The organism is Streptomyces sp. NPDC087906 (genome assembly GCF_055584925.1).
The window spans coordinates 429,974-455,229 of sequence record NZ_JBVJLC010000003.1; the positions used below are offsets into that span (position 1 = coordinate 429,974).

The following is a 25,256-nucleotide window of genomic DNA, read 5'->3' on the forward strand; positions in this document are numbered from 1 at the left end:
CGGCGGGGGCTCCGCAATCGGCGGCCACCCGACGGGTGGCCGGATACGCCCAGGTGGCGGGTCCCGGCGCCGGGACCCGCCCTCCTGGCGGTCAGTGGCCGGCGGGCCGTACCACCATCGCCGAGCCGCCGCCGCGGCGGACCGGTTCGGCGGCGGCCTGCCAGCGGCCGTCGGGCAGCCGTTCGACTCCGGTGGCGGCGCCGATCTCGGCGACCTGGGTGAAGGAGTGTCCGAGCGCCTCCAGTTCGGCGCGCAACGGGCTGTTCCACAGGGCCGGTTCCAGCTCGGTCGCCGCCGCGTTGCGCTGGCTGGCGCGCGGTGCGGCAATCGCGTCGTCCAGCGCGAGACCCCGGTCGATACGGCCGGTCAGGGTCTGCAGCACGGTCGTGATGATGGTCGCGCCGCCGGGTGAGCCGACGGCGAGCACCGGGCGGCTGTGCTTGTCGAGGACGATCGTCGGGGAGATCGAGGAGCGCGGGCGCTTGCCGGGGCCCGGCAGGTTCGGGTCGTGCACGGCGGGGTTCGCCGGGGCGAAGGAGAAGTCCGTCAGCTCGTTGTTGAGCAGGAAGCCGCGTCCCGGCACGGTGATGGCGCTGCCGCCGGTCTGCTCGATGGTGAGCGTGTACGCGACGACGTTGCCCCACTTGTCGGCCACGGTGAGGTGCGTGGTGTTCTCGCCCTCGTACGTCGTCGGCGCTGCCGTACCGCCGGGCGCGCAGGGCGCGGGGTGGCGGGGGTCCCCGGGCGCGAGCGGGCTGGTGAGGACCGCGTCGTCGGAGATCAGGCAGGCGCGCGAGTCGGCGAAGCGCTGCGAGAGCAGCCCCTGGGTGGGGACGTCCTCGAAGGCCGGGTCGCCGACCCAGCGGCCGCGGTCGGCGAAGGCGATCCGGCTGGCCTCGATGTAGTGGTGCAGGTACTGCGCCTGGGACTCGCGCGAAAGGCGGCTGCGCTCAAGGATGTTGAGCGCCTCGCCGACGCTCGTGCCGCCCGAGGAGGACGGCGCCATGCCGTACACGTCGAGTCCCCGGTAGGAGACCTCGGTGGGGGCCCGCTTGACCGTGCGGTAGGCGGCCAGGTCGGCGGCGGTCAGATCGCCGGTGCGGACGTTGCGGGTGGAGCCGGGCGCGACGGGCGGCTTGCGTACGGTACTGACGATGTCGCGGCCGAGCGCGCCCTGGTAGAGCAGATCGGTGCCCTTGCGGCCCAACTCCTCGTAGGTGCGCGCCAGATCGGGGTTCTTCAGTGCGGACCCGACGACCGGCAGTTGGCCGCCGGGCAGGAAGATCTTCGCGCTGGCGGGGAAGTCGGCGAACCGCGCCTGGTTGTCCTTGGTCTGGGAGCGGAACGTGTCGTCGACGGTGAACCCGTTCTTCGCCAGCCGCTCGGCGGGCTTCAGCACCTGGCCGAGGGACCGGCTGCCCCAGGAGTCGAGGGCGGTGTCCCAGGTGGCGGCGGTGCCGGGGGTGCCGACGCTGCGGCCGCTGGTCACCGCGTCGGCGAAGGCGAGCGGTTTGCCGTTCTCCAGGAAGAGCGAGGTGTCGGCGGACTTGGGCGCGGTCTCGCGGCCGTCGATCGTGTGGACGCTGCGGCTCTTGGCGTCGTAGTAGACGAAGTAGCCGCCACCGCCGATGCCCGCCGAGTACGGCTCGGTGACACCGAGCGCCGCGGCCGTGGCGACGGCCGCGTCCACGGCGTTGCCGCCGTGCTTGAGTATGTCGATCCCCGCGGCCGTCGCGTCGGTGTCGACGCTCGCCACCGCGCCCCCGTACCCGGTGGCCACCGGAGTCTTCGCCGGCGTGCCGGGTGGCGCGGCCGACTGCCGTGCGGCGGAGGGCGCCACGGCTCCGATCGACAGCATGGCCGCGGCAACGGCGACAAGCGAGACATTCCGTGCGGCTGAGCGACGCATCCGTACCTCCAGTCAAGAACCGTCCGGGAACTGTAACTTCAGCGCACCCGGATCGTCAGGACCGCGTCTCGAACAATGGTGCGTTGCCCCAGTAGCATGCGCGCCCATGACTGACGACGTACGCAACATCGTGCTCGGCGTGGTCGCCGCCCTGATATGTACGGCTCTGGGCTGGCTCGCCCGCTCGTCCCTGTGGCGGCGCAAGCTCGGCAGGAAGCAGGAATTCTTCGGACTGCCGGGAAACTCCGAGTGCTTGATGGTCGTCAACCGGGAGGCGGGCGGCGACGGGGCCGTACTGCGCCATGACGTCTTCGCCCTGCTGGAAGTCGCGGCCCTGGTGAAGGAGTGCGGCGCGCACGCGCAGATCGTGCAGCACGACGCGGCACAGCAGGGCTTCGGCGAGCGTACGGAGTTCTGCCTGGGCGGGCCCGGGTCGAACCGGCGGATGGCGGCGCATCTGAAGTCGCTGCTGCCGGGTGTCAGCGTCAACACGGACGCGACGCCGGGGCCCGACCGCGGCGCCTTCCAGATCGGCTCCGAGCGCTACCGGGTGGATTCGGGCGTGGCGGAGTACGTCCTGCTGGCGCGGTTGACGGCAGGGCAGGGCACGCGGCCGGTGTTCCTCTTCTGCGGGCAGCGGGCCATCACCAACCAGGCGGCCTCGCGCTATCTGGCCCGCCACCATGAGCGGCTGTACCGCAAGCACGGCGGGAATTCGTTCTGCCTGCTGCTGAAGGTCGCCAACTCGCAGGCCTACGGGCCTGATGTGGTGGAGCTGGTCGCGGATGTGACGCGTGCGGCGCAGGAACCCGCCCCCGTCGTGGCGCGCACGTCCCATCGGGCCAAGGAGTGAGGACGAGGGCCGGTACGGGGAGTAGAGAGCGGCGCCCCCGTCGCGTTCCACGGCGACGCGGGCCCGCTCCACACCGAGCACAACCCGACCGGCTCGCAGCTGACCTTCTCCCCTGAACGAGAAGTGATCTCCGGCTGCTGCCGGACGGGCCATTGCCCCTGAGCTACTGCGCTCCCGGCAGCAGCGTCCCTGGTTCGGCCGGGCTGACACCCGCGGCCGGCGTTCTCGATAGGGATGAACGGCAAAGGGTAGTCGAGATTCGTCGCGATGAGCTTGCGTTGACGCCATGTGGCTCGGTCGGCGGATCGACGGCCATACGCTGTTCTACCCACTCTCGGCGGTGTCGGGGTCAGCGCAAACTATCCATGCCGACAAGGGACTTCACACCCGACACGCATAAATGGTGCATAAGTGACATTTACTGCCGGGGTGACCGGCGGTGCCACCGTCAGGCCTCGGCCGCCTCCGCGTAGATCTGGGCCAGTTCGGGGGTGCCGGTGACCGCCCATTCGAGCCCCGCCTCCACCACCTGGATCTCCCGGCCCGAGGCGAGTCGCACCACGGGATGACCGCCCGGCCAGATGTGCCAGACGGCGCCGGGGACCGTCCGGACGATGACCGTGCCGAGATACAGCCCCGCGTCGTTGCCCAGCCAGGGCATCTCCTCGGGGTCGTCGCGCCAGCGCGGCGGAAGCTGGTCCAGCTCGTCCAGGGACCCCGGCGAGTCGTCGAGTCTCAGGCCGCTCTGCCCCGCCCGGACACGCAGCAGCTCGCACTCCGAGAGCAGCTCGGTGACGCCCTCCTGGTCGCCGCCGACCGCGGTGGCGAGCGGCGTCGCCTGGATACCGGCGTGCTTTCTGCGCCAGTTGTCCAAGAAGGGGATGTTCATACGACTCAGCCTGCCATCGACCCCGCCGGGGCACCATAGGGGCGCGCGGGGGCGGGGCGCCCGGGTCAGACGTCGAGGTCCACGACGACCGGCGCATGGTCGGACGCGCCCTTGCCCTTGCGCTCTTCGCGGTCGACGTAGCTGTCCTTGACCGCCGTCGCGAACGGGCCGTTGCCGTACACGAGGTCGATCCGCATGCCCCTGTTCTTGGGGAAGCCGAGGCTGCGGTAGTCCCAGTAGGTGAAGGGGCGGTCGTACTTCAGCGGCCGGGGCATGACGTCGGACAGGCCCTCGTCACGCAGGGCGGCGAGAGCGGCGCGCTCCTTCGGGGTGACATGCGTGGCCCCTTCGAACTGGGCGAGGTCCCAGACGTCCTCGTCGGTCGGCGCGATGTTGAAGTCGCCGAGGACGGCGAAGGGGCGCTCCCCCGCCGCGTCGGCGGCGACGGCGGCGCGCAGCGCCTCCAGCCAGCGCAGCTTGTAGGTGTAGTGGTCGTGGGCCACCTCGCGGCCGTTCGGCACGTACACCGACCAGAGGCGGACCGGGCCGCAGGTCGCCGAGACGGCCCGCGGCTCCTGCACGCCCTCGTACTCCGGCCCGCCGGGGAGGCCGCTGACGACGTCGTCGAGACCGACACGGGAGATCAGCGCCACCCCGTTCCACCGGCCGCTCGCGTTGACCGCCGACTCGTACCCCAGCTCGCGCAGCGGCTCGGCGGGGAACTGCTCGGCGGTGGACTTGGTCTCCTGGACGCACAGCACGTCCGTGCCGCTGCTCTCCAGCCAGGCCAGCAGCCGGGGCAGCCGAGCGGTGATCGAATTGACATTCCAGGTCGCGATGCGCATGCGGGACAGCCTATCGGCGGGGTCCGACAGTCACCGTCCCGCGGCCTCAGACCTCGGTGGAGTCGCCGGGTGCGAACCGGGCGTGGTCGGCGGCGGCCAAGGCACCGATCTGCCCGTCGTAGACGGGCCTGGCCAGCTCGGTGAGCAGCGCGTCGTGGATGTCGAAGGCCCGCAGCGGCTTGACCTCGCGGACGTAGTCGATCACCTCGGAGAGCTTGTTCCACGGCGCGTGCACCGGCAGCAGCAGCGTCTCGACCTCCTGGTCCGGCACGGTCAACGCGTCGCCGGGGTGGAACACCGAGCCGTCCAGGAGATAGCCGACATTGGTGATGCGGGGGATGTCGGGGTGGATCACGGCGTGCAGCTCGCCGTGCACCTGTACGTCGAACCCGGCGGCGGTGAAGGTGTCGCCGTGGCCGACGGTGTGCACGCGGCCGGGGAAGGCCGCCGAGACCTGGTCGGCGACGCTGCTCAGCGTCCACAGCTCGGCGGCGGGGTTCGCTTCGAGCGCCGCGCGGAGCCTGCCCTCGTGGAAGTGGTCGGGGTGCTCGTGGGTGACGAGCACGGCGTCGGCGCCGGCCGCCGCGTCCTGCTCGCTGAAGCCTCCGGGGTCGATGACGAGTGTCCGCCCGTCCTTCTCCAGCCGGATGCAGGAGTGCGTCTTCTTGGTGAGCTTCACCGTGGGCCACCTTTCGTCTCGGACCGTTCGTACCGCTGGTACCGCTGTTCCATCATCCTGCTAAGCGCCGGGCGCCGTCTCTTCCTGGATCACGGCTCTGGCCACCTGGAACGCCGAGGTCGCCGCCGGGACGCCGCAGTAGACGGCCGTCTGGATCAGTACTTCCTTGATCTCGGCGGGGGTGAGGCCGTTGCGCAGCGCGGCCCGGGTGTGGAAGGCCAGCTCGTCCAGGTGCCCGCCCGCGACGAGCGCGGTGAGCGTCACGCAGCTCCGGGTGCGGCGGTCCAGGCCCTCCCTGGTCCACACCTCGCCCCAGGCGTAGCGGGTGACCAGCTCCTGGAAGTCGCCGTCGAAGTCGTCGGAGGCGGCGAGGACGCCGTCCACGTGGGCGTCGCCGAGCACCTGCCTGCGCACCCGCATGCCCGCCTCGTACGGGTCGGTGTGGCCCATGGCGACCTGCGGCGGCTGTTCGGCCGCCGCGATCTCGGCGACGGGTCCCACGGTGGCGGAGAGGCTCGGCGCGTACCGGCTCTCGGGGAGCACGGTCAGCCCGGTGGAGGTGTCGTTCGGGTTGTACCAGGCGGTGGAGAAGTGCCGCAGCAGCAGGTCGGTGACGGCTGCGGGCTGCTCGACAGGCGCCAGGTGCGAGGCGCCGGGCACCAGCGCGAGCCGCGCGTCCGGTATGCCGGCGACCAGGGTGCGCGCCTCGGCGGGCCCGGTGACCTGGTCCTCCGCTCCGACGAGTACGAGGGTCGGTACGGCGATCCGGCCCAGCTCGGCCCGGATGTCGAAGGCGGCCAGCGCCTCGCAGGCGGCGATGTAGCAGCCGGGGTCGGTGGTGCGGACCATCTGGACGGCCCACTCGACGATGGCCGGCTGGGCGGCGGCGAAGCCGGGTGTGAACCAGCGCTCAGGAGCGGCGCGGGCCATCGGGTCGAGCCCGTTGGCCCGGACGATCACGCCGCGCTGCCGGAACTCGTCGGCGGTCCCGAACCGCGGCGAAGCCGCCACCACGGCGAGCGAGGCGATCCGGTCGGGCCTGCGCAGCGCCAGTTCGGCGCCGACGGCGGCGGCGATGGAGCAGCCCGCGTAGCCGAACCGCTGGACGCCGAGGGCGTCGAGCGTGGCGAGCAGCCGCCGCGCCAGCTCCGGAATGCCGCTGGCGGCGTGCGCGGGGGCGCCGCCGTGCCCCGGCAGGTCGAACCGGACGACCCGCCAGTGCCGGGCCAGCTCGGGCACCTGCCGGTCCCACATGTGCCAGGTGGTCCCCAGCGAGGGGCCGAGGACCAGCACGGGCGCGTCTTCGGGACCGTCCATCCGGTACTGCAGTGTCTTGGGGGGTGTCGTCTCACTCACCCGCTCACGCTCTCATGCCTCCCTCCCGTGTCTCACCGCCACCTGCCGCATGGAGGACTTCCTCCATGGACTCCGCACGCCAGCGAGCGAGGAGTTGGTGGAAGGCGTGGGCGCCGTGCGGGTAGGCGCTCGGGCCGTTCGGGCGGCCGCGGCCTTCGCGGTTGTAGTAGCCGGGGGTGCAGTCGGCGTGGAACCACTCGTGGTCGGGGGCGCCGTCGGCGATGGTGGCGAGCCAGGCGTCCTCGGCCTCGCGGGACGGTTCGACGACGGCGCCCCTGGCGTCGGCGGCCGCGACGAGCGCCGCCGCGTGGACGGCCTGCTCGTCCAGGACGTGGGTGAAGTTGACGCTGTTGGCGTTCTGCATGGACCCCATCCGGATCAGGTTCGGGAATCCGTTGGTGGTGAAGCCGTGCAGGGTGCGCGGGCGCCCCGGCGCCGCCCATACGTCCAGCAGTTGGGCACCGTCGCGGCCGTGGACGGGGAGCTTGCCGGAGAGCACGCCTGAGGTGCCGAGGGAGAATCCGGTGGCGAAGATCAGGCAGTCGAGTTCGTACGTGACGCCGTCGACCACGGCGCCCTTCTCGGTGATGCGCTCGATGCCGTGGGTGTCCGCGGTGTCGACCAGGGTGACGTTGTCCCGGTTGAACGCCGGGTAGAACCTGTCGGAGAACGTGGGGCGCTTGCACGCGTACCGGTACCAGGGCTTGAGCTGCTCCGCCGTGTCCTGATCGGTGACGAGGTCCGCGACGCGGGCCCGCAGTTCGTTCATCTTGGCGGCGTCGGCGATCTCGTAGTCGGCTTCGAAGGCCCGCCGGTCGCCCGCCGGGCGGCGGAAACTGGGCACCAGCTTCTCCAGGAGCGCCGCCGACGCGGTCCAGCCGTCGGCCACGAGGTCCTGGCCGGCCGGCTCGCCGGAGACGATACGGAGGAAGTTGTCGCGGCGCTCCCGCGCCCAGCCGCTGTGCTCGGCGCCGACGTCCCGCGCGGTGGTACGGCGGTTGGCGCGCACGTCCACCGTGGAGGGGGTGCGCTGGAAGACGTAGAGATGGCCGGCATCCTCGGCCAGCAGCGGGATGGCCTGGACACCGGTGGCGCCGGTGCCGACGATGCCGACCCGCTTGTCCGCGAGGCCGGTCATGCCGCCCTTCGGGGAGCCGCCGGTATACGCGTAGTCCCAGCGCGACGTGTGGAACGTGTGGCCGGTGAACTCCTCGATTCCCGGTATGCCGGGGAGTTTCGGCTCGGTGAGGGTGCCGGTGGCGGTGATCACGTACCTGGCCCGGAACGCGTCCCCGCGGTCCGTGGCCACGGTCCAGCTCCCGGACGGCTCGTCCCATGTCAGCCCGGTGGCCACGGTGGAGAACAAGGCGTCCGGGTAGAGGTCGAACTGCCTTGCCAGGCGCATCGCGTGGTGGCGGATCTCCTCACCGGGCGCGTACTTCCACTCGGGCACGTAGCCGGTCTCGTCCAGCATCGGCAGATAGACGTGCGACTCGATGTCGCAGTGGATGCCCGGGTACCGGTTCCAGTACCAGGTGCCCCCGAAGTCGCCGCCCTGCTCGACGATCCGGATCCGCTCGACGCCCTGCTGCCGCAGCCGCGCACCGGCCAGGATGCCGCCGAACCCGCCCCCGATCACGGCCACATCGACGGTGTCGCGCAACGGCTCGCGCTCAACTGGCGCGGCTACGTACGGATCGGCGGCGTAGTAGCCGAACTCGGCCTCGGCGGCGCGGTATTGGCCGACGCCGTCGGGACGCACCCGCCGGTCGCGTTCCAGGCGGTAGCGCTCGCGCAGCGCGGCGAGTTCCTCGGGACCGGGCGGCGGCGGGGCCGCTTGCGGGGATGTCGTCGGGGATGTCGTGTGGGGGGACGTCATGGGGGGGACCTCGATCCGTCACGTCGGGCCGTCCCGGGCTGAACGGCCGTCCGCTACGCTAACAACAACCGGACAATGCTGTCCGGTTGAAGGGCGGGACGTACCGCGACATCCGGCCACGCGGGCGCACCGCGCCCGGCCCGGCCGGCGGCGCGCCCGCACACGGCGGACAGGAAGGGCGATTTCCCGTATGCGACGACTCCCGATCCGATCCCTGGCCGCGCTCACCGCGCTCGGCACACTGGCCCTCACCGGCTGCGGCACGGACCCGGGCACCGGGCCTGACCAGGTGTCATCTCCCGGCGCCGGCCGGACCGTTCGCGCGCACGAGGTCATGCGGCTGACCGAGCCGCACGCGGAGACCGGGATGACGCTGCTGGAGGGCCCGACCTTCGGCGAGCGGGGCGAGCTGTTCGTCGTCGATGTCACGGCGCCCGCCGGGGAGCCCAAGGTGCTGGGTGTCAACGTCCGGAAGAAGACGTCCCGATCGGTCCACACCGACGACCGGGGGGCGTACACGTCGGCGCAGTTCAGCCCGTACGACAAGCGGCTGTACCTGACCGACTACAGCCACGGCGAGATCGTGAGCCTGGCGCAGGACGGCGGCGATCCGCGGACGTTCTTCGCCGGTCCGGTCGACGGTACGCGGATGAACCCCGACGACATCGCCTTCGACCGGTCGGGCAACCTGTACGTCAGCGACGCGGGCGGCGGATCCGACGGCGCCGAGACGCGGGGCCGCGTGGTGCGCGTCGACCGGGACGGTACGGAGGCGACGGTCCTGGCCGAGGGGCTTGCGTCGGCCAACGGGATCTCGTTCGACGCCGACTACCGCGGCTTGTGGGTCAGCGAACTCACCGAGAACCAGATCCTGTACCTGCGCCTGGACGAGAACGGCGAGCCGGCCTCCCGGCACACCGCCATCCGCGTCAATGCCGGGATCGCCGAGACCGACTCGATCGCCGTGGACGCGGACGGCAACCTCTACCAGGCGCTGCACGGCCGTCCCGCGATGGCCGTGTACGACAAGAACGGCGAACGCCTGGCGACGGTCGAGATCCCCGCCCGCGCCACCGGGCTCGAATCGGCGACGAACGTGGCGATCACCCCCGGCGGCACCACGGCGTACATGACCGTCAGCGGACCTGCGGGCGGCTATCTGTACACGTTCCACGCGCTGGCGGAAGGCGTCCGGCAGTCCAACGGCGGCTGACGAAAAGGCTCACCCGGGGAACGGGCGCACCGGACCCACCTCGACGCCGAGCAGCCGCCAGGCGGCCAGCGCCCGGTGCTCCCGCTCCTGGCGGGTGGGTCCGGTGACGGCGCCGGAGACCATGGCGACGGCGAGCATCAGGTCGGCCCCCAGCCGGTGGCCGGCCGGCAGATGTCCGCGCAGACCGCGCTCGACCCGGTCGGACAGGGCCGAGGCGACCCCCCGGATGGCGGAACGGCCACCCGCGACATCGGTGTGCAGGAGGCCGATGAAAGCCTCGGACTCGGTCAGATGCCAGGTCAGCACGCCGAGGACGCCGGCCAGCGTCGCGTCCCGCGCGGCGGCCGCCTGCTCGATCTGCCGTACGTTCTCCTCCAGGACCGCGGTCGCCACGGCGGTCCGGTCGGGGAAGTGCCGGTACAGCACGCCCTGCCCGACCCCGGCCCGGCGGGCGATCGAGGACAGCGGCGCGTCCAGCCCGTGCTCCGCGTAGACCGCTCGGGCGGCGGTGACCAGAGCGGCCCGGTTCCGGGCGGCAGCCTTCGGCCCTTCGTTCGCGGGCCGCCGCTCGTCCGGCGCGGGCTGCTGCGTCACGCCGGAAGCATATCCGCCCGGACGGCGGGCCGACCGGGGCTGTGCAGAGCCGTGCGGGATCAGGTGTTGGCCGGTTCGCGCAGGGTCTCGCGGTAGGCGCGGGCCGTGTCCATCAGGGCTTCCAGGGCCTCGCGGGTGCGTTCGAGGTCGCGGATGTGCGCGGCGAGGCGGGCGTGCTCCTGGGCCATGCGTTCCAGCGCCGCGTCGGAGTTGTCCTTGCTGGGGGAATCGACGCACGGCAGCAGTTCGGCGATGGTGCGGCTGGACAGGCCGGCCGTGTAGAGCCGCTGGATGAACCAGACGCGCTCGACCTCGTCGTCCGTGTAGTGCCGCTGGCCGCTGGGGCTGCGGGTGCTGGCGAGCAGGTGCTGCTCCTCGTAGTAGCGCAGGGAACGGATGCTGACTCCGGTCCGTGCGGCGAGTTCCCCGATACGCATGCCGTCCTCCGGATTGTGAACTGCGGGCTGTGAACTGTGAGCTGCGGCACAGCACTTGCCTCTGACATCCATGTGAGCTTTTAGCGTACTCCCGTGCCCGGAAGCCGGGCGCTGTCGAGCCCATACCGAGGAGCCCCGCGATGACGAGCCTTTTCCACTCCTACCGGTTCGGTGAGCTGACCCTGCCCAACCGGCTGGTGATGGCCCCCATGACCCGGATCAGGGCCGCGGCCGGCGGGCTGGCGACGCCGTCCATGGCGACGTACTACGCCCAGCGGGCCACGGCGGGGCTGATCGTGACCGAGGGGGTGCAGCCCAGCCTCGTCGGGCAGTCCAGTCCTGGCACGCCGGGGCTGCACACGGACGAGCAGGTCGCCGCGTGGCGCCCCGTGACGGCCGCCGTGCACGCCAGCGGCGGACGGATCTTCGCCCAGCTCATGCACGGCGGGCGGGTCTCGCACCCCGACACCACCGGCAGCGTGCCCGTGGGTCCTTCGGCCGTGGCCGCCGTCGGCGAGGTGTTCACGCCGACCGGCCCCCAGCCGGCGCCGCTGCCGCGGGCCCTGGACACCGCCGAGGTGCCCGAGCACGCCGGGTCGTACGCACAGGCCGCCCGGCGCGCCGTCGACGCCGGTTTCGACGGGGTGGAGCTGCACGGCGCCAACGGCTATCTGATCTCGCAGTTCCTGTCGTCCAACGCCAATCTGCGGACGGACCGCTACGGCGGCTCGACGGCGAACCGGATCCGCTTCGCCGTCGAGGCCGCGGCGGCGACCGCCGATGCCGTCGGCGCGCACCGGACCGGTATCCGGCTCTCTCCGGGCGCCGGGTTCTGGGGAGTCGAGGAGACGGACACCGCCGCGCTCTACGCCGAGCTGCTGGCGGAGCTGGCCCGGCTCGACCTGGCCTACGTCCATCTGGAGGCCACCGCCGACGAGGAGGTGCTGCTCGGGCTGCGGCGCGCCTGGCCCGGCACGCTGATCATGAATCCGGTGCTGCCGATGGGCGCCAAGCAGACCGGCGGGGCCGAGGCCGACCACTGGCTGGGCCTCGGCGCCGAACTCATCAGCTTCGGCCGCGCGTTCCTCGCCAACCCCGACCTGGTCGAGCGGCTGCGCGGCGGGCTGCCGCTCGCGCCGGCCGACGAGGCGACGTACTACCAGGGCGGCGACGCGGGCTATCTCACCTACCCCGCCTACCAGCACACCGCGTGACCTGAGGCCGCGGACAGGTCAGGGCGTGGTCGTGGACACGACGTAGACGCGCGGGAAGCCGGGGTCGGCCAGGTCCACGATCACGTTCTGGCTGGGCAGCGGGTCCTTCTGCTTGTGGCTGAGGCCGGCCCATTTGTGGTCGGGGATGTCGAAGTTCCAGCCGGCGATCTTCTGGTCGCGCTCCGAGATGGTGACCGCGCCGTTCTTGAGCGCCGAGCGGCTCGTGCCCATCTCGGTCAGGAAGGAGTCGAGCCGGCCCGACGTGACGTCGAACTGGGCGTAGAGCCGGCTGGACTTCCAGTTGCTCGTCTCGTAGTACCGCACCCCGGTGGCGCCGCCGGGGATCGGGACGTCGTAGATCCGCTTCTTCATCCCCGCGGGGCGCACCGGCTGGAGGCCGGTGGCCAGCGTCTCGGCCTCCTTGGCCCGCCCGCTCTCGCGGCTCTGCTCGGCGGCCACGGCGAGATACCCGGCCGGGATGCCGACGAGGAGGACGATGACGATGGCGGTGAACCAGCGTCTGGCGTTGCGGTGGCCTCGGTTCTCCGGGGGCCTGGCTCTGTCGTCGGGCTGCGCGGGACGGCGGGGCACGGTCATGACGGCGGTTCCTGGGTCGGGGTCGTGCGGGTGGTCCTGATGGCCTGTGCGTAGCGTTCGTAGCGCTCGTGCCGCTCCACCCTGCGGCGGGTCGCCCGGCGGAACCTGCGGGCCACCAGCCGGGCCAGGTCGGCGGCGCCGACCATGCCGGCCTCGGGACCGAGCTGCGCCTTCACGATACGGGCCTCGGGGCGGTAGCCGCGTCCGGTGAGGTGGCGGCGGAACGCGTCGCGCGCCGGGCCGATCAGCAGGTCGTCCGCCGCGCTGACGCCGCCGCCGATGACGAAGCAGGACGGGTCGAGCGCCGCCGCCAGGTTGGCGATGCCGACGCCGAGCCACTGGCCGATGTCCTGGAACAGCTCGACGCACATCGCGTCGCCCTCGCGGGCCAGCTCGGTGATCAGCGGTCCGGTGATCTCGTGGACGCTGCCCTTGACCCGCTCGATCATCCGGTACGCGACGGGCGAGTCGGCCGCCGCGAGTTCCTTGGCCTCCCGTACGAGGGCGTTGCCCGAGCTGTACTGCTCCCAGCAGCCGCGGTTGCCGCACGGGCAGCGGTGGCCGCCGGGCACGACCTGCATATGGCCGAACTCGCCCGCGACGCCGAACTTGCCGCGCTTGACCTGGCCGTCCTCCAGGATCGCGCCGCCGATCCCGGTACCGAGCGTGATCATGACCAGATGGTCCTCGCCGCGTCCCGCGCCGAAGCGCCATTCCGCCCAGGCGGCGGTGTTGGCGTCGTTGTCGACCATCACGGGCACGGCGAGCCGGGAGGCGAGGGCGTCCCTGAGCGGTTCGTCGCGCCAGGCGAGGTGCGGGGCGAACAGCACCTTGGAGCGGTCGGCGTCGACCCAGCCGGCCGCTCCGATGCCGACCGCGTGCACGTCGTGCCGGTCGGAGAGGTCGAGGACCAGCTCGACGATGGTGTCCTCGACGACCCGGGGGCTCTTGGACTTGTCGGGCGTCTCGGTGCGCAGCTTCTCCAGAATGTTGCCGTCGGCGTCCACGACGCCCGCCATCACCTTCGTACCGCCGATGTCGATTCCGACGGTGGGCACTCTGGGCGCGGTCAGATGGGAGCGCCGCTCACGGGTGCCGACGGTCCGCAGGACGGTGCCGCGGGCGCTGCCGCGGCCGGCGAAGTCACGGTACGTACTCATCGGGCGGGCCCCCTCGTGTCCGTCGGCTCAGACCTGCCGTACCGAGTGCGCCGGCTGATTGCTCGCACGAGTCGTGTCGTCCCTGTGGGGGTCGGGGCCTGCCGCCCGGGTGGGCGAAGGCGGCGGACGGCGCCCGCCGATGCGAATTCTGCCATCCGGAGGGTAAGCGGCCGGTGTGCGGCCCGGAAAGCGGCCGGAGCGCGTCGCTCCGCTCCGGCCGCGGGCCGCTCGTACGTACGGTCGGCCCTTCTCGCGTACGGTCGGCCCTTCTCGCGTACGGTCGGTCCTTCTCGTACGGTCGGTCCGCCTCGCGTACGGTCAGTCCGCCTCGGTGCGATGGCCGCCGAGGTGGCTGGGGGCCGGGGCGCTCGCCAGTTCGTGGCTCAGCTCGTCCAGCTCGGAGCCGCCGGCCATCTGCCGGGTGATCTCGTCCAGGGTGATCGAGTCCTTGGTGTGGCTGCCCGCCATGACACCGCGCTTGAGCAGCACGAAGCGGTTGCCGACGAGATACGCGTGGTGCGGGTTGTGGGTGATGAGCACGACGCCGAGGCCCGCGTCGCGCGCCGCGGCCACGTACTTGAGCACGACACCGGACTGCTTGACCCCGAGGGCCGCCGTCGGCTCGTCCAGGACCAGCACCTTCGCGCCGAAGTACACGGCACGCGCGATGGCGACGCACTGGCGCTCGCCGCCGGACAGGGTGCCGATGGGCTGGTCGACGTCGCGCAGGTCGATGCCCATCCGCAGCAGCTCGGAGCGGGTCGTCTCGCGCATCAGCTTGACGTCGAGCCGCTTGAAGGGCCCCGCCCCCTTCGTCGGCTCCGAGCCGAGGAAGAAGTTGCGCCACACCGGCATCAGCGGGACGACGGCGAGGTCCTGGTAGACCGTGGCGATCCCCAGGTCCAGGGCCTCGCGGGGCGAGGACAGCGAGGTCTGCGCGCCCTCGATCAGGAAGTCGCCCGAGTCGTGCCGGTGCAGCCCGGCGATGATCTTGATCAGGGTGGACTTGCCCGCGCCGTTGTCGCCGAGCACACAGGTGATCTCGCCGGGGTGGACCTCCAGCGAGACGCCCTCCAGGGCGCGGACGTTGCCGTAGTACTTGCTGACGTCGGCCAGCTCGACCAGGGGCGCAGCCCGCCGCTCGGGCCGCTCCGGCCCCGCGCTGTCCGGCTGCGGCTCGTTCGCCGGTGCCGTCTCCGGCTCGTTCGCCGGGTCCGCCTGCGGCTGGTTCGCCGGGTCTGCCTGCGGCTCGCTCATCGGGTCGCCTCCGCGCGCTTACGCACCCACGCGTTGAGCAGGGTGGCCAGAAGGAGCATCGCTCCGAGGAAGAACTTGAACCAGTCCGGGTTCCACTCCGCGTACACGATGCCCTTGCTGGTCATGCCGAAGATGAAGGCGCCGACGGCGGCGCCGATCGCCGAACCGTAGCCGCCGGTGATCAGGCAGCCGCCGATGACGGCGGCGATGATGTAGATCAGCTCGTTGCCGACGCCCTCGCCCGACTGGACGACGTCGAACGACATCAGCAGATGCTGCCCGGAGACCCAAGCGCAGAACGCCACCCCCATGTACAGCAGGACCTTGGTGCGCATTACGGGGACACCGACGGCGCGCGCCGCGTCGGCGTTGCCCCCCGCGGCGAAGATCCAGTTGCCGAAGCGGGTCCGCAGCAGGATCCAGGTGGCGAGCGCCACCAGGACGGCCCACCACAGGATGGTGACCTTCAGCTCGACACCGCCGACGGTCCACTCGGAGGCGAACAGCTTCTTCGCCGAGGGGAAACCCTCCATGTCGCCGATGGACTTGGTCGAGACCGTGCCGCTGATCAGCTTCGTCAGACCGAGGTTGAGGCCGATGAGCATCAGATACGTACCGAGCGTGATGATGAAGCTCGGCAGTTTGGTACGGGTCAGCATGACGCCGTTGAAGGCACCGAGCGCGAGGGTCACCAGCAGCGAAACCCCGACGCCCACCCAGACGTTGGCGGTCATCTGGTAGCTGAACATCGAGGACATCAGCGCCGAGCTGGTCACCATCACACCGGCCGACAGGTCGAACTCGCCGCCGATCATCAGCAGCGCCACCGGCACCGCCATGATGCCGATCGTGGACGCCGCGTACAGGACGGTGCCGAAGCTGGAGCCGCGCAGGAACGAGTCGGCGACGACGGCGAAGAAGAGGAAGACCGCGACCGCGCCCACGACCGAGCCCAGTTCCGGCCTGCCGAGCAGCTTGCGCAGCGGTGAGGTGCGCAGCAGCCGCTCGTCGCTTTCGGCCCCGCCGTCCGGTTTGCTGCCCACCGGTGGCGCTGTCGTGGTCATCGGGTCCCCCGCTTGGTGAACGCCTCCAGGGCGCCGGCGTCCTGCTTGGTGATCACCTGCGGCCCGGTGAGCACGGGCTGTCCGCCGCCGAGCACATCGGCGTTGTACTTGTTGAGCCAGAGCAGGTCGACCGCCTCGTACCCCTGGAGGTAGGGCTGCTGGTCCACGGCGAAGCCGAGGGTGCCCGCCTTGAGCGAGGCGGCGACGGACGCGTTGAGGTCGAAGGTGTCGACCTCGGCCTTGCTCTGCGCCGTGCCCTTGGCCTTGACGGCGGCGTCCGCGAACGGCGCGCCGAGGGTGACGACGGAGTCGATGGCCGGGTCGGCCTGGAGCTTGGCCTCGATGGACGACTGGACGTCCGGCATGTTCGTGCCGTCGACGTACAGGTTCTGGAGCCGGCCTCCGAAGTTCTTCTTCGCTCCGGCGCAGCGCTGCTCAAGACCGACGTTGCCCTGTTCGTGGACGACGCAGAGGGCCTTCTTCTTGCCGCGCTTGTCGAGTTCGTCGCCGACGGCCTGGCCCGCGATCGTCTCGTCCTGGCCGATGTGGGTGAGCGCGCCGAACGCCTTGGACTGCTCGGCGCCGGAGTTGACCGTGATCACGGGTATACCGGCTTTGCGGGCCTTGGCGACGACGGCCTTCATGGCGTCGGGCTTGGCGAGCGTGACGATCAGCCCGTCGACCTTCTTGTCGATGTACGAGTCGACGAGCTGCGCCTGCTGCTGCCCCTCGTCGCTGTGCGCGTAGAGGAAGTTGACGTTGTCCTTGACCGCGGCCTGCTTGGCGCCGCTCTGCACGATGTCCCAGAACGTGTCGCCGTCCCCGGAGTGCGTGACCATGGCGATGGTCCACTTCGGCGTGTTCACAGCGGCCCGTCCCTGGGCCTGGGCCGACGCTTTCGCCGCCCGTTCCTCGGCGCGCCTGCCGCCGGTGCTGCTGCAGCCGGCGAGGACCGATGCCCCGAGGACCGCTGCCAGCACGGCGCTGGTCGCGCGTACCCCTGTCCGAACCCTTGTCACGACGTAGTGCCCTTCTCGCGAGATTACTCGGAGCAGTATCGGCCATCGTTGTTCGGAGCATGCTCATCGGGTGCGCGGCCGACCGTCAAGGGTTTGTCCGTACATTCTTACGAAAAGGCGGTGCTCAGGGCCGGACGAGGAGCTGGAACTCGAAGGCGTACCGCGAGGCGCGGTAGACGTGCGAACCGAATTCCACCGCCCGGCCCGTGTCGTCGTACGTCGTGCGCTCCATCGTGAGCAGCGGCGCCCCCGGGGTCTCGGCCAGCCGGCCGGCCTCCGTCTCCGTCGCCGCGCGCGCCCCGATCGACTGCCGTGCGCTGTGCAGCGTGATGCCGCCGGCCCGCATCATCCGGTAGAGGCCGGTGGCCTCAAGGCGCGCGGTGTCGCAGTCGAAGAGTCCGGCCGGCAGGTGGTTGCGCAGATACGCCATCGGTTCGTCGTGCGCGTACCGCACCCGCTCCACGAGCCGCACCTCGGCGCCTTCCGGCACCCCCAGCGCCGCCGCGACCTGCGCCGTGGCGGGTACGAGCGTGTTGCGCAGCACGTCGGTCGCCGGGCGCTGGCCGGCCGCCTCCAGGTCGTCGAAGAGGCTGCTCAGCTCCAGCGGGCGCTTGACCTGGCTGTGCAGGACCTGGGTGCCGACGCCTCTGCGGCGGACCAGCAGGCCCTTGTCCACGAGCGACTGGATGGCCTGGCGGACGGTGGGCCGGGACAGACCGAGCCGGCCCGCCAGCTCGATCTCGTTGCCGAGGAGGCTGCCGGGGGCGAGGCCGCCCCGCTCGATCGCGGCCTCCAGTTGCTGCGCCAGTTGGAAGTAGAGCGGGACCGGACTGGTACGGTCCACGGCTAGCTGGAGCGGAAGGGAGTGCTCCGTCCCCTGCCCGGGCTGCGGTGATCTCGGCTGATTGGGCACATCAGGGAGGGTAGACCCCTGCCATGTTGACGGGAAGTCGTGAAGTTCGATTGTCAGGACAAATGCTTGACATCGTGAGCCACCTGCGGCCACCTTTGGGGCCATGCGCATCGGACTCATCGGCACGGGCCGCATCGGCACCTTCCACGCGGACCTGCTCAGCCGCCACCGCGAAGTAGGGGCCCTGGTGGTGGCGGACACGGACTCGGCACGGGCGGCCCAGGTCGCCGACAGGACAGGATCGACGGCGGCGCCCTCGGTCGACGAGATCTTCTCCTGGGGGGTGGACGCCGTGGTCATCGCCTCGGCCACCTCCTCGCACGCGGAACTGATCAGCCGCGCGGCGCGGGCCGGGCTGCCCGCGTTCTGCGAGAAGCCCATCGCCCTGGACCTGACGGGCACGCTGGGCGCGCTGCGCGAGGTCGAGTCGGCGGGTACGGTCCTGCAGCTCGGCTTCATGCGCCGGTTCGACGCCGGGTACGGCGCGGCGCGCGACCTCGTACGGTCGGGCAAGCTCGGCCGGCTGCACACGGTGCGGGCGATCACCTCGGACCCGGCGCCGCCGCCCGCCGCTTACCTGCCGCTCTCCGGCGGGCTGTACCGGGACTGCCTCGTGCACGACTTCGACATGATGCGCTGGGTCACCGGGCGCGAGGTGGTCGAGGTGTACGCGACGGGCTCCGACGCGGGCCCCGCGATGTTCCGGGAGGCGGGCGACGTCGACACGGCGGCCGCCGTGCTGACCCTGGACGACGGGACGCTCGCCACGGCGACGGCCGCCCGCTGCAACGGCGCGGGCTACGACGTACGGATGGAACTGGCGGGCGAGCTGGACCAGTTCGCCGTCGGGCTCGACGACCGTACGCCGATCACCTCGACGGAACCGAAGGGCCCGCCGCCGTGCGACAACCCGTGGCCGGGGTTCCTGGAGCGGTTCGCCCCGGCGTACGAGGCGGAGCTGAACGCGTTCCTGGGCGTCGTCGCCGGTGAACTGGACAACCCCTGCGACGGCCGCGAGGCGCTGCACGCGCTGCGGATCGCCGAGGCGTGCGAGCTGTCGCGGCGTGAGCGCAGGCCGGTGGCGATGACGGAGATCGCGGGCGGCTGAGCCCGTACGCGTCGCGGGTCCGCGGTCCGGCCCGGCCCGGCCCGGCTCAGGACTGCTGGACCGGCAGGACCGTGCCCTGGGCGACGGCGCACAGCGTCCGGGTGCCGTCGTCGGCGACGGTGAACACCTCGCAGCGGACCGTGGCCTGCCGCCGCCCCGAGTGGACCACGGCGGCCTCGGCCAGCAGCGTCCTGCCGGTGGCGGGCCTGACGTACTGGATGGCGAAACCGCCGGTCAGCACGTTGGGCCCGAGCGTGGTTCCGGCGGCGAAGGTGATGCTGTTGTCGGCGGCGTAGGCCAGGACGCCGCCGTGCACATAGCCGTTCTGCTGGTGCAGATCGGCGCGGACGGCCACTTCGAGCACGGCCTCGCCGTCACCGAACCGAGTGATCCGGGCGCCGATCAGCTTGCTGAACGGCTGGGCGTCGAGCACCTGCTGGGCGAGGGTGATGTCGAACGCGGGCATGGCCGTTTTCTACCACCGCACCGGCAGCCGCCGCACCCCTCGGATCAGCCAGCCCGGCAGCCACTCGTACGGTTCGGGCGACGGGTCGAGCGCCAGGTCGGGGAAGCGCTCCAGCAGGCTGCGCAGTACGACGGCGCCCTCCAGCCGGGCGAGCGGTGCGCCCAGGCAGAAGTGCAGGCCGTGGCCGAAGGCGAGATGACCTTGGGCGCCGCCCTTCGCCGCCCGGTGGATGTCGAAGGTGTCCGGTTCCGGGAAGCGCGCCGGGTCCCGGTCGGCGGAGGCGAGCCCGACCAGGACCATCTCGCCCGCCGGGATCACCGTCCCGCCGTAGGTGACCGGCTCCCGGGTGTAGCGGTTGGTGGCGTTCTCCACCGGGCCCTCGTAGCGGAGCGTTTCCTCGATCGCGGGTTCCAGCAGGGTGAAGTCGGCGCGCAGCGCCTTCAGTTGGTCGGGGTGGTCGAGCAACGCCCGTACCCCGTTGGCGATCAGGTTGACCGTCGTCTCATGGCCCGCGATGAGCAGGATGAAGGCCATGGCGCGCAGTTCGGCGGCGGAGAGCCGGTCGTCTTCGGCGGCTCTGGTGCGCAGCAGGGCGGAGAGCAGATCGTCGGCGGGGCCCGAACAGCGCTTGTCCTCGATGAGTTCGTCGAGGTAGTCGCGCAGCGCGTAGGCGGCTGAAGTCGAGCTTTCGACCGAGGTGGGCGCGACGATCTCGTTGGTCCAGCCGCGGAAGGTGTCCCGGTCCGACCGCGGCACCCCGAGCAGTTCGCAGATGACGGTGATGGGCAGCGGGAAGGCGAGCGCGTCCACGAGGTCGCCGCGCCCGGTGGGTCCCATCGCGTCGAGCAGTTCGTCGGTGATCTGCTGGACGCGGGGGCGCAGGTTCTCCACCCGGCGCGCGGTGAACTCGCGGGTGATCAGCTTGCGCAGCCGGGTGTGGTCGGGCGGGTCCGAGGTGAGCACGTGCGGCCCCATCAACAGCTCCTGGCCGTCGGCGACTTCGGGCCTCTTGCCGAGCCGCGGGTCGGCGAGGGCCGCCCGCGCCTCGGGGTAGCCGACGACGAGCCACCAGCGCCAGCCGTCCGGGTTGCGCATCTCGTGGACGGGACCCAGCTCGCGCAGCTTGGCGTAGTACGGGTACGGATCCGCGGTGAAGTCGGGCCCCAGCTCGCGCACTTCGATGGTCGCCATCGGATCAGCCTACGACGCCGTCCGGTGCGCGTCCGGTACGCCGGCCTCGCCCGTGGCCGGTTGGCCGGCCGGCGGGCGGGAGCGGGCACTTGTGACACCCCTGTGACCGGAGCTGTGGCCTCCGTCACGCGCGCGCGGTCGACGCCCTGATGGGATGACCGCATGAGCAGACCCTCCCCCTTCCGCCCGGCCCTCGCCGCGCCCGCACCCTTCCTGGCGGCTCTCGCCGCGACCGCACTGCTGGTCACCGGCTGCGGGACGGAGGGGACGGGCATCATCGATTCCGGTGCGGGCGTGGCCGGTTCGGCGTCCCGTACGCCGGTCGACGATCCGGGCAAGGACGGCGTACGGGTCACCTCGGTGACCATCGCTTCGCCGTCCCCCAGGCCTTCGGACGACTACGTCGTCCACGCCGAAAGCCTGGCTTCGGGGGTCTCCGCCGCCTACGAGGTCACCAACGAGAGCGCGGAGACCCTGACGTACACGGTGATCGTCACCTTCGTGAGCGCCGACGGCGGTGCCATGTCCAATCCGACCGTGACCGTGCGCGACGTCGGTCCCGGCAAGACCGTGCGCGGCACGGTCGAGGCCGAGAAGCCGCCGTCCGGGGCGCCGCGGATCACGGGGGCCAAGGTGATGTCGGTGACCAAGGTGCCGGCGGCCGAGGCACCGGCCGAGCCGGGCACCTGCCCCGCCTCGGGGATCCGCGTCAGCGTCGACCGAGGAGACGCGGCCATGGGCCTGCGCGTCGTGGGCCTGCACCTCGACAACTGCGGCACGGCCACCTACTCCGTCGAGGGCTACCCGCTGCTGGAACTCCTCGACGAGGACCGCAAGCCGGTAGAGGGCGTGCGGATCCTCGAAGGCAGCGCCGAGATCTCCACCGGCGCGGGACCCGACCTGCCGCCGGGACCCGTCACCCTCGAACCGGGCGAGGAGGCCACCTCCGCCCTGGTCTGGCGCAACACCACCGAGATGGGCACGGCGGTGAACGTGCCGTACGTACAGGTCCGGGCGAAGGCCGGCGCAGACCCGGTGACGGTGACCCCGAAGCTGGACCTCGGCACCACGGGGAAGCTCGGGGTCAAACCGTGGGCGAAGGCGAAGCCCTAGGTGGTGTCCAGCCGTCGCTCGGCTACGTCAGCCGCCCAACTCCTGGTGGCGGGCGACCAGTCGGGCCGCGCCCTGTTCGGTGAGGGAGCCGAAGAGGCGCAGTCGGGAGATGCCGCCGTCCGGAAAGATGTCGATCCGTACGTGCGTGGCGACCGCGGCGGACGGCAGGACGAAGCGGTGGTTCGTGTCCGGCTGGAGGCGGGTGCGGGGCAGGATCTCGGTCCATGCGCCGCTCTCGCCGTCGCGGACCGAAAGGGTCGCCCAGCCCGCCGCGTTGCCCTTGAGGTAGGCGGTGTCGATCTCGACGGCGCGGATCTCGGACTGCGCGGCGAGCGCGTAGCTGATCCAGTCGTTGCCCAGGTCGCGGCGGCGCCTGGTCTCCCAGCCGTCGTCCATCTTGTGGGAGCGGCCCGGCTGGATGGTGTTGGTGGCCGGGGAGTAGAAGCGGTCGGACGCGTCCTCGACCCGGCCGCCGTTCTCCAGCGCCGCGAGGTCGAACGTACCGAGCGCGGTCAGCCACCCCGGGTCGGGGGCGACCTCGCCGTACACCCGCAGCCGGGCGATGCCGCCGTCCGGGTGCTGGTTGAGCCGCAGATGCGTGAAGCGCTGTTCGGCCTCGACACTGAAGCCGTTGGCCGCGTGGCCGCCGACCGCCGTACGGGGTACGAGCGTTGTCCATTTCACGTCGTCGCCGACGAGCGTCTCAGGGGACGGCGAGCCGGGTACGGAAGCGCCTTCGACCGACACCGCCTGCGGGTAGTTGCCGCGGAAGTGGGCGGTGTCGACGACGATCCCCCGGATCACCCCGGGCGCGCCGAGCCGGACGAGCGCCCAGTCGTGGTCGGTCTCGGCGGGGTGCGGCTCGGCTGCCGAGACACCGCGCCTGCGGCGGGTCTCCCAGCCGTCCATGATCTTGCCCTTGTGTCCGAAGCGCTCGGGGTCGAACTCGGCGGCGCCCGGCTTCAGCAGGTTCTCCCGCTCGGCGAAGAACTCGTCGTTGGCGGCGACGACTCCCGCGCCGAGCCGCCGGTCGGCGAGATCGGCGAGGTGGGTGAAGGGCAGGTCGGCGGTGCGGTAGTCGGCGTACGGGTCGCCGCCGCCGTACGGCGCGGCGTCGCCGGTGAACGCGGTGGCGGTCAACGGGGTTCGGGACAAGGTCAGTTGCTCCTTTCGAGCAGTCGGCCGGCGGGCGGTTCCACGAGGGCGCCGTCGAGCAGGATCCGGCTGCCGCGCAGCCAGGTCGATCGGACGACGCCGTGGAGCGTCTTGCCCGCGTAGGCGGTCACCTGATTGCGGTGGTGCAGCTCCGCCGGGTCGACGGTGAAGGTGGCGTCAGGGGCGAGGACGGCGAAGTCGGCGTCGCGGCCGGCCTCGATCGCGCCCTTGCTCGTCAGTCCCGCGAGCGCCGCGGGGGCCGTCGACATCCAGCGGGCGACGTCCTCCAGGGTGCGGCCGCGGCGGCGCGCCTCGGTCCAGATGGCCGGCAGGCCGAGCTGGAGGGAGGAGATGCCGCCCCAGGCGGAGGCGAAGTCCGGGGTCTTGAGATCGGTGGTGCAGGGTGAGTGGTCGGAGACGACGCAGTCGATCGTCCCGTCGATCAGTCCCTGCCAGAGCAGTTCCTGGTTGGCCGCCTCGCGGATCGGCGGGCAGCATTTGAACTCCGTCGCGCCGTCCGGCACTTCCTCGGCGGTGAGGGTGAGGAAGTGCGGGCAGGACTCGACGGTGATCCGCACGCCGTCGCGCTTGGCCGCCGCGATCAGCGGCAGCGCGTCGGACGAGGACAGGTGCAGGACGTGCACCCGCGCGTCCAGCCGCTCGGCCTGGGCGATCAGATGCGTGATCGCCGCGTTCTCCGCGTCGCGCGGCCGGGACGCCAGGAAGTCGGCGTACGCGGGGCCGCCGCGCTGCGGTGCGCCTGCCAGCTCGTGCGGGTCCTCCGCGTGCACGATCAGCAGACCGCCGAAGCCGGCGATCTCGGCGAGGGAGCGGGCGAGTTGGTCCTGGTCGAGTTCGGGGAACTCCTCCACGCCGGACGGCGAGAGGAAGCACTTGAAGCCGAAGACCCCCGCGTCGTACAGGGGCCGCAGATCCCGCACGTTGTCCGGCACGGCGCCGCCCCAGAAGCCGACGTCGACATGGGCCTTCGGCCGCGCCACCTCCTGCTTGGTCCGCAGATGGGCGGCCGTCGTCGTCGGGGGCAGCGAGTTGAGCGGCATGTCCAGCAGGGTGGTGATCCCGCCGGCCGCTGAGGCGCGGGTGGCGGTCCAGAACCCTTCCCACTCGGTGCGGCCCGGGTCGTTCACATGCACATGGGTGTCGACGAGCCCGGGAAGTACGGCGTCGTCCCCGACGTCCTCAAGGCGCGCCCCGGGCGGTACGTCGGATCCGTACGGCAGCACGGCGGCGATCCGTCCGCCGGCGACGGCGACCGAGGCGGCGCGGATCCCCTCGGGGGTGACGACGCGCGTCGAGCGCAGCACCAGGCTCACATCGGGCACGCGGGGCCTGCCTCTCTCGAATTCAACGAAGTGTTGAAGAAGTCTTGCCCCTCGATTCGGGTCCGTCAAGACCGACTGCCATCGCTTTTTCCACCAAGCGAAAGTACTATTTCGTTGAGCAGAATGTATCTTTACCCAGGACCGGTAGGCTGTTTGTTCGCCCAGCCCGTCCCGAAAGGACACCTGACGTGCCGTCGTCCAGCGCCAGCATCACCGACGCCGCGAAATCCGCCTCCGCCGGCGGTGGCGTCCAATCCCTTGAGCGCGCGTTCGACCTGCTCGAACGGATGGCGGACGCCGGTGGCGAGGTCGGTCTGAGCGAGCTGTCCGCCAGCAGCGGGCTGCCGCTGCCCACCATTCACCGTCTCATGCGCACGCTGGTCGTCTGCGGCTACGTACGCCAGCAGTCGAACCGGCGGTACGCACTCGGCCCGCGGCTGATCCGGCTCGGCGAGTCGGCGTCGCGGCTGCTCGGCACGTGGGCCAGGCCCTATCTGGCCCGGCTGGTCGAGGAGACCGGCGAGACGGCGAACATGGCGCTGCTGGACGGCGACGAGATCGTCTACGTCGCGCAGGTGCCGTCCAAGCACTCGATGCGGATGTTCACCGAGGTCGGCCGGCGGGTCCTCCCGCACTCCACCGGAGTCGGCAAGGCGCTGCTCGCGCACATCCCGCCGGACGACGTCAGGGCGCTGCTCGCCCGTACGGGCATGCCGGCCACCACCGACAAGACGATCACCACGCCCGACGGCTTCCTGCGCGCCCTTGAGGTGGTGCGCGGGGCCGGCTACGCGGTCGACGACAACGAGCAGGAGATCGGTGTCCGCTGCCTCGCGGTACCGATCCCCAACTCCCCTACCGCTGCGGCGATTTCGATCTCGGGTCCGGCGGGACGGCTCACCGAGTCGGCGACCGCCAGGATCGTGCCGGTGCTCCAGGAGGTCGCCAAGGACCTGTCCGACGTCCTGACCAGCAACGCCCAGGCCTGAGGCCCGTCCGGCA

24 protein-coding genes are annotated in these 25,256 nt (G+C 71.5%); 6 read left to right on the top strand and 18 right to left on the bottom strand.

Annotated features, from left to right (window positions below; genetic code table 11):
- Nucleotides 1-91: 91 nt before the first annotated feature.
- Entirely contained in the window at nt 92-1,909 is a 1,818-nt protein-coding gene (gene ggt / locus ACZ63I_RS11375; RefSeq protein WP_469337640.1) for a gamma-glutamyltransferase, read from the bottom strand.
- Nucleotides 1,910-2,015: 106 nt separating this feature from the next.
- On the opposite strand from ggt, the gene ACZ63I_RS11380 reads away from it, so the two are divergent.
- On the top strand, nt 2,016-2,762 hold the full coding sequence (locus ACZ63I_RS11380; protein ID WP_469337642.1) for a hypothetical protein: 747 nt from the start codon (nt 2,016-2,018) through the stop codon (nt 2,760-2,762).
- A 448-nt stretch (nt 2,763-3,210) separates the two neighbouring features.
- Here the strand turns inward: ACZ63I_RS11380 and ACZ63I_RS11385 are convergent, their stop codons facing one another.
- The 5 genes from ACZ63I_RS11385 to ACZ63I_RS11405 form a co-directional block, all read right to left on the bottom strand.
- On the bottom strand, nt 3,211-3,651 hold the full coding sequence (locus ACZ63I_RS11385) for a DUF6278 family protein (RefSeq protein WP_469337644.1): 441 nt from the start codon (nt 3,649-3,651) through the stop codon (nt 3,211-3,213).
- 65 nt (nt 3,652-3,716) lie between these two features.
- Nucleotides 3,717-4,496, bottom strand: coding sequence for an exodeoxyribonuclease III (locus ACZ63I_RS11390; protein WP_469337646.1), 780 nt, complete (start codon nt 4,494-4,496; stop codon nt 3,717-3,719).
- 46 nt (nt 4,497-4,542) lie between these two features.
- Nucleotides 4,543-5,175, bottom strand: a complete 633-nt coding sequence (locus ACZ63I_RS11395; RefSeq protein ID WP_469337648.1) for an MBL fold metallo-hydrolase — start codon at nt 5,173-5,175, stop codon at nt 4,543-4,545.
- Nucleotides 5,176-5,235: 60 nt separating this feature from the next.
- Entirely contained in the window at nt 5,236-6,492 is a 1,257-nt protein-coding gene (gene pcaDC, locus ACZ63I_RS11400; protein ID WP_469338335.1) for a bifunctional 3-oxoadipate enol-lactonase/4-carboxymuconolactone decarboxylase PcaDC, read from the bottom strand.
- Between the two features lie 43 nt (nt 6,493-6,535).
- Nucleotides 6,536-8,410, bottom strand: coding sequence for a flavin-containing monooxygenase (locus ACZ63I_RS11405; RefSeq protein WP_469337650.1), 1,875 nt, complete (start codon nt 8,408-8,410; stop codon nt 6,536-6,538).
- 190 nt (nt 8,411-8,600) lie between these two features.
- Here ACZ63I_RS11405 and ACZ63I_RS11410 point away from each other — a divergent pair, with 190 nt between their 5' ends.
- Nucleotides 8,601-9,623 carry an SMP-30/gluconolactonase/LRE family protein gene (locus ACZ63I_RS11410; RefSeq protein WP_469337652.1) on the top strand — a complete coding sequence of 341 codons (1,023 nt, stop codon included), beginning with the start codon at nt 8,601-8,603 and terminating at the stop codon, nt 9,621-9,623.
- A 9-nt stretch (nt 9,624-9,632) separates the two neighbouring features.
- Here ACZ63I_RS11410 and ACZ63I_RS11415 read toward each other — a convergent pair whose 3' ends face one another.
- Together ACZ63I_RS11415 and ACZ63I_RS11420 are read right to left on the bottom strand one after the other, a co-directional pair.
- Entirely contained in the window at nt 9,633-10,217 is a 585-nt protein-coding gene (locus ACZ63I_RS11415) for a TetR/AcrR family transcriptional regulator (RefSeq protein ID WP_469337654.1), read from the bottom strand.
- A gap of 59 nt (nt 10,218-10,276) precedes the next feature.
- Nucleotides 10,277-10,654, bottom strand: a complete 378-nt coding sequence (locus ACZ63I_RS11420; RefSeq protein WP_469337656.1) for a MerR family transcriptional regulator — start codon at nt 10,652-10,654, stop codon at nt 10,277-10,279.
- Nucleotides 10,655-10,794: 140 nt separating this feature from the next.
- Between ACZ63I_RS11420 and ACZ63I_RS11425 the strand changes: the two genes are divergently transcribed.
- Entirely contained in the window at nt 10,795-11,868 is a 1,074-nt protein-coding gene (locus ACZ63I_RS11425; RefSeq protein WP_469337658.1) for an alkene reductase, read from the top strand.
- Nucleotides 11,869-11,886: 18 nt separating this feature from the next.
- On the opposite strand, the gene ACZ63I_RS11430 is transcribed toward ACZ63I_RS11425, so the two are convergent.
- The 6 genes from ACZ63I_RS11430 to ACZ63I_RS11455 all read right to left on the bottom strand — a co-directional run bounded on the left by ACZ63I_RS11430 (nt 11,887) and on the right by ACZ63I_RS11455 (nt 17,878).
- Complete coding sequence (locus tag ACZ63I_RS11430; RefSeq protein WP_469337660.1) at nt 11,887-12,465, bottom strand: hypothetical protein; 579 nt, start codon at nt 12,463-12,465, stop codon at nt 11,887-11,889.
- Nucleotides 12,462-13,625: an ROK family glucokinase gene (locus tag ACZ63I_RS11435; RefSeq protein WP_469337662.1), complete on the bottom strand. Its 1,164-nt coding sequence runs from the start codon at nt 13,623-13,625 to the stop codon at nt 12,462-12,464. Before ACZ63I_RS11435 ends, ACZ63I_RS11430 begins: the two co-directional genes overlap by 4 nt.
- Nucleotides 13,626-13,943: 318 nt before the next feature.
- Nucleotides 13,944-14,882, bottom strand: a complete 939-nt coding sequence (locus ACZ63I_RS11440; protein ID WP_469337664.1) for an ATP-binding cassette domain-containing protein — start codon at nt 14,880-14,882, stop codon at nt 13,944-13,946.
- Nucleotides 14,879-15,946 carry an ABC transporter permease gene (locus ACZ63I_RS11445; RefSeq protein WP_469337665.1) on the bottom strand — a complete coding sequence of 356 codons (1,068 nt, stop codon included), beginning with the start codon at nt 15,944-15,946 and terminating at the stop codon, nt 14,879-14,881. The genes ACZ63I_RS11440 and ACZ63I_RS11445 overlap by 4 nt, the downstream gene beginning before the upstream one ends.
- Entirely contained in the window at nt 15,943-16,965 is a 1,023-nt protein-coding gene (locus tag ACZ63I_RS11450) for a sugar ABC transporter substrate-binding protein (protein WP_469337666.1), read from the bottom strand. The genes ACZ63I_RS11445 and ACZ63I_RS11450 overlap by 4 nt, the downstream gene beginning before the upstream one ends.
- Nucleotides 16,966-17,089: 124 nt before the next feature.
- The gene (locus ACZ63I_RS11455; RefSeq protein WP_469337668.1) at nt 17,090-17,878 is read right to left on the bottom strand and encodes a GntR family transcriptional regulator; all 789 of its coding nucleotides are present in this window, start codon (nt 17,876-17,878) and stop codon (nt 17,090-17,092) included.
- A 103-nt stretch (nt 17,879-17,981) separates the two neighbouring features.
- Between ACZ63I_RS11455 and ACZ63I_RS11460 the strand changes: the two genes are divergently transcribed.
- Nucleotides 17,982-18,986 carry a Gfo/Idh/MocA family protein gene (locus ACZ63I_RS11460; protein ID WP_469337670.1) on the top strand — a complete coding sequence of 335 codons (1,005 nt, stop codon included), beginning with the start codon at nt 17,982-17,984 and terminating at the stop codon, nt 18,984-18,986.
- Between the two features lie 46 nt (nt 18,987-19,032).
- Here ACZ63I_RS11460 and ACZ63I_RS11465 read toward each other — a convergent pair whose 3' ends face one another.
- Both ACZ63I_RS11465 and ACZ63I_RS11470 read right to left on the bottom strand, forming a co-directional pair.
- Nucleotides 19,033-19,452, bottom strand: coding sequence for a PaaI family thioesterase (locus tag ACZ63I_RS11465; protein WP_469337672.1), 420 nt, complete (start codon nt 19,450-19,452; stop codon nt 19,033-19,035).
- A 9-nt stretch (nt 19,453-19,461) separates the two neighbouring features.
- On the bottom strand, nt 19,462-20,643 hold the full coding sequence (locus tag ACZ63I_RS11470; RefSeq protein ID WP_469337674.1) for a cytochrome P450 family protein: 1,182 nt from the start codon (nt 20,641-20,643) through the stop codon (nt 19,462-19,464).
- A 162-nt stretch (nt 20,644-20,805) separates the two neighbouring features.
- On the opposite strand from ACZ63I_RS11470, the gene ACZ63I_RS11475 reads away from it, so the two are divergent.
- Nucleotides 20,806-21,756, top strand: coding sequence for a DUF4232 domain-containing protein (locus tag ACZ63I_RS11475; RefSeq protein ID WP_469337676.1), 951 nt, complete (start codon nt 20,806-20,808; stop codon nt 21,754-21,756).
- A gap of 27 nt (nt 21,757-21,783) precedes the next feature.
- On the opposite strand, the gene alc is transcribed toward ACZ63I_RS11475, so the two are convergent.
- Nucleotides 21,784-22,896, bottom strand: a complete 1,113-nt coding sequence (gene alc, locus ACZ63I_RS11480; RefSeq protein ID WP_469338337.1) for an allantoicase — start codon at nt 22,894-22,896, stop codon at nt 21,784-21,786.
- A gap of 17 nt (nt 22,897-22,913) precedes the next feature.
- Complete coding sequence (allB, locus tag ACZ63I_RS11485; RefSeq protein WP_469337678.1) at nt 22,914-24,254, bottom strand: allantoinase AllB; 1,341 nt, start codon at nt 24,252-24,254, stop codon at nt 22,914-22,916.
- 188 nt (nt 24,255-24,442) lie between these two features.
- On the opposite strand from allB, the gene ACZ63I_RS11490 reads away from it, so the two are divergent.
- Nucleotides 24,443-25,243 carry an IclR family transcriptional regulator gene (locus tag ACZ63I_RS11490; RefSeq protein WP_469337680.1) on the top strand — a complete coding sequence of 267 codons (801 nt, stop codon included), beginning with the start codon at nt 24,443-24,445 and terminating at the stop codon, nt 25,241-25,243.
- The last annotated feature ends 13 nt before the right edge of the window (nt 25,244-25,256 follow it).

Bases quoted from the DNA above. Each gene is read 5' to 3' on its own strand.
- ggt (WP_469337640.1), bottom strand. From the start codon at position 1,909: ATGCGTCGCTCAGCCGCACGGAATGTCTCGCTTGTCGCCGTTGCCGCG.
- ACZ63I_RS11460 (WP_469337670.1), top strand. From the start codon at position 17,982: ATGCGCATCGGACTCATCGGCACGGGCCGCATCGGCACCTTCCACGCG.
- ACZ63I_RS11435 (WP_469337662.1), bottom strand. From the start codon at position 13,625: ATGAGTACGTACCGTGACTTCGCCGGCCGCGGCAGCGCCCGCGGCACC.
- pcaDC (WP_469338335.1), bottom strand. From the start codon at position 6,492: ATGGACGGTCCCGAAGACGCGCCCGTGCTGGTCCTCGGCCCCTCGCTG.
- ACZ63I_RS11410 (WP_469337652.1), top strand. From the start codon at position 8,601: ATGCGACGACTCCCGATCCGATCCCTGGCCGCGCTCACCGCGCTCGGC.
- ACZ63I_RS11440 (WP_469337664.1), bottom strand. From the start codon at position 14,882: ATGAGCGAGCCGCAGGCAGACCCGGCGAACCAGCCGCAGGCGGACCCG.
- ACZ63I_RS11420 (WP_469337656.1), bottom strand. From the start codon at position 10,654: ATGCGTATCGGGGAACTCGCCGCACGGACCGGAGTCAGCATCCGTTCC.
- ACZ63I_RS11405 (WP_469337650.1), bottom strand. From the start codon at position 8,410: ATGACGTCCCCCCACACGACATCCCCGACGACATCCCCGCAAGCGGCC.
- ACZ63I_RS11445 (WP_469337665.1), bottom strand. From the start codon at position 15,946: ATGACCACGACAGCGCCACCGGTGGGCAGCAAACCGGACGGCGGGGCC.
- ACZ63I_RS11465 (WP_469337672.1), bottom strand. From the start codon at position 19,452: ATGCCCGCGTTCGACATCACCCTCGCCCAGCAGGTGCTCGACGCCCAG.
- ACZ63I_RS11380 (WP_469337642.1), top strand. From the start codon at position 2,016: ATGACTGACGACGTACGCAACATCGTGCTCGGCGTGGTCGCCGCCCTG.
- ACZ63I_RS11470 (WP_469337674.1), bottom strand. From the start codon at position 20,643: ATGGCGACCATCGAAGTGCGCGAGCTGGGGCCCGACTTCACCGCGGAT.
- ACZ63I_RS11430 (WP_469337660.1), bottom strand. From the start codon at position 12,465: ATGACCGTGCCCCGCCGTCCCGCGCAGCCCGACGACAGAGCCAGGCCC.
- ACZ63I_RS11390 (WP_469337646.1), bottom strand. From the start codon at position 4,496: ATGCGCATCGCGACCTGGAATGTCAATTCGATCACCGCTCGGCTGCCC.
- ACZ63I_RS11425 (WP_469337658.1), top strand. From the start codon at position 10,795: ATGACGAGCCTTTTCCACTCCTACCGGTTCGGTGAGCTGACCCTGCCC.
- ACZ63I_RS11385 (WP_469337644.1), bottom strand. From the start codon at position 3,651: ATGAACATCCCCTTCTTGGACAACTGGCGCAGAAAGCACGCCGGTATC.
- ACZ63I_RS11475 (WP_469337676.1), top strand. From the start codon at position 20,806: ATGAGCAGACCCTCCCCCTTCCGCCCGGCCCTCGCCGCGCCCGCACCC.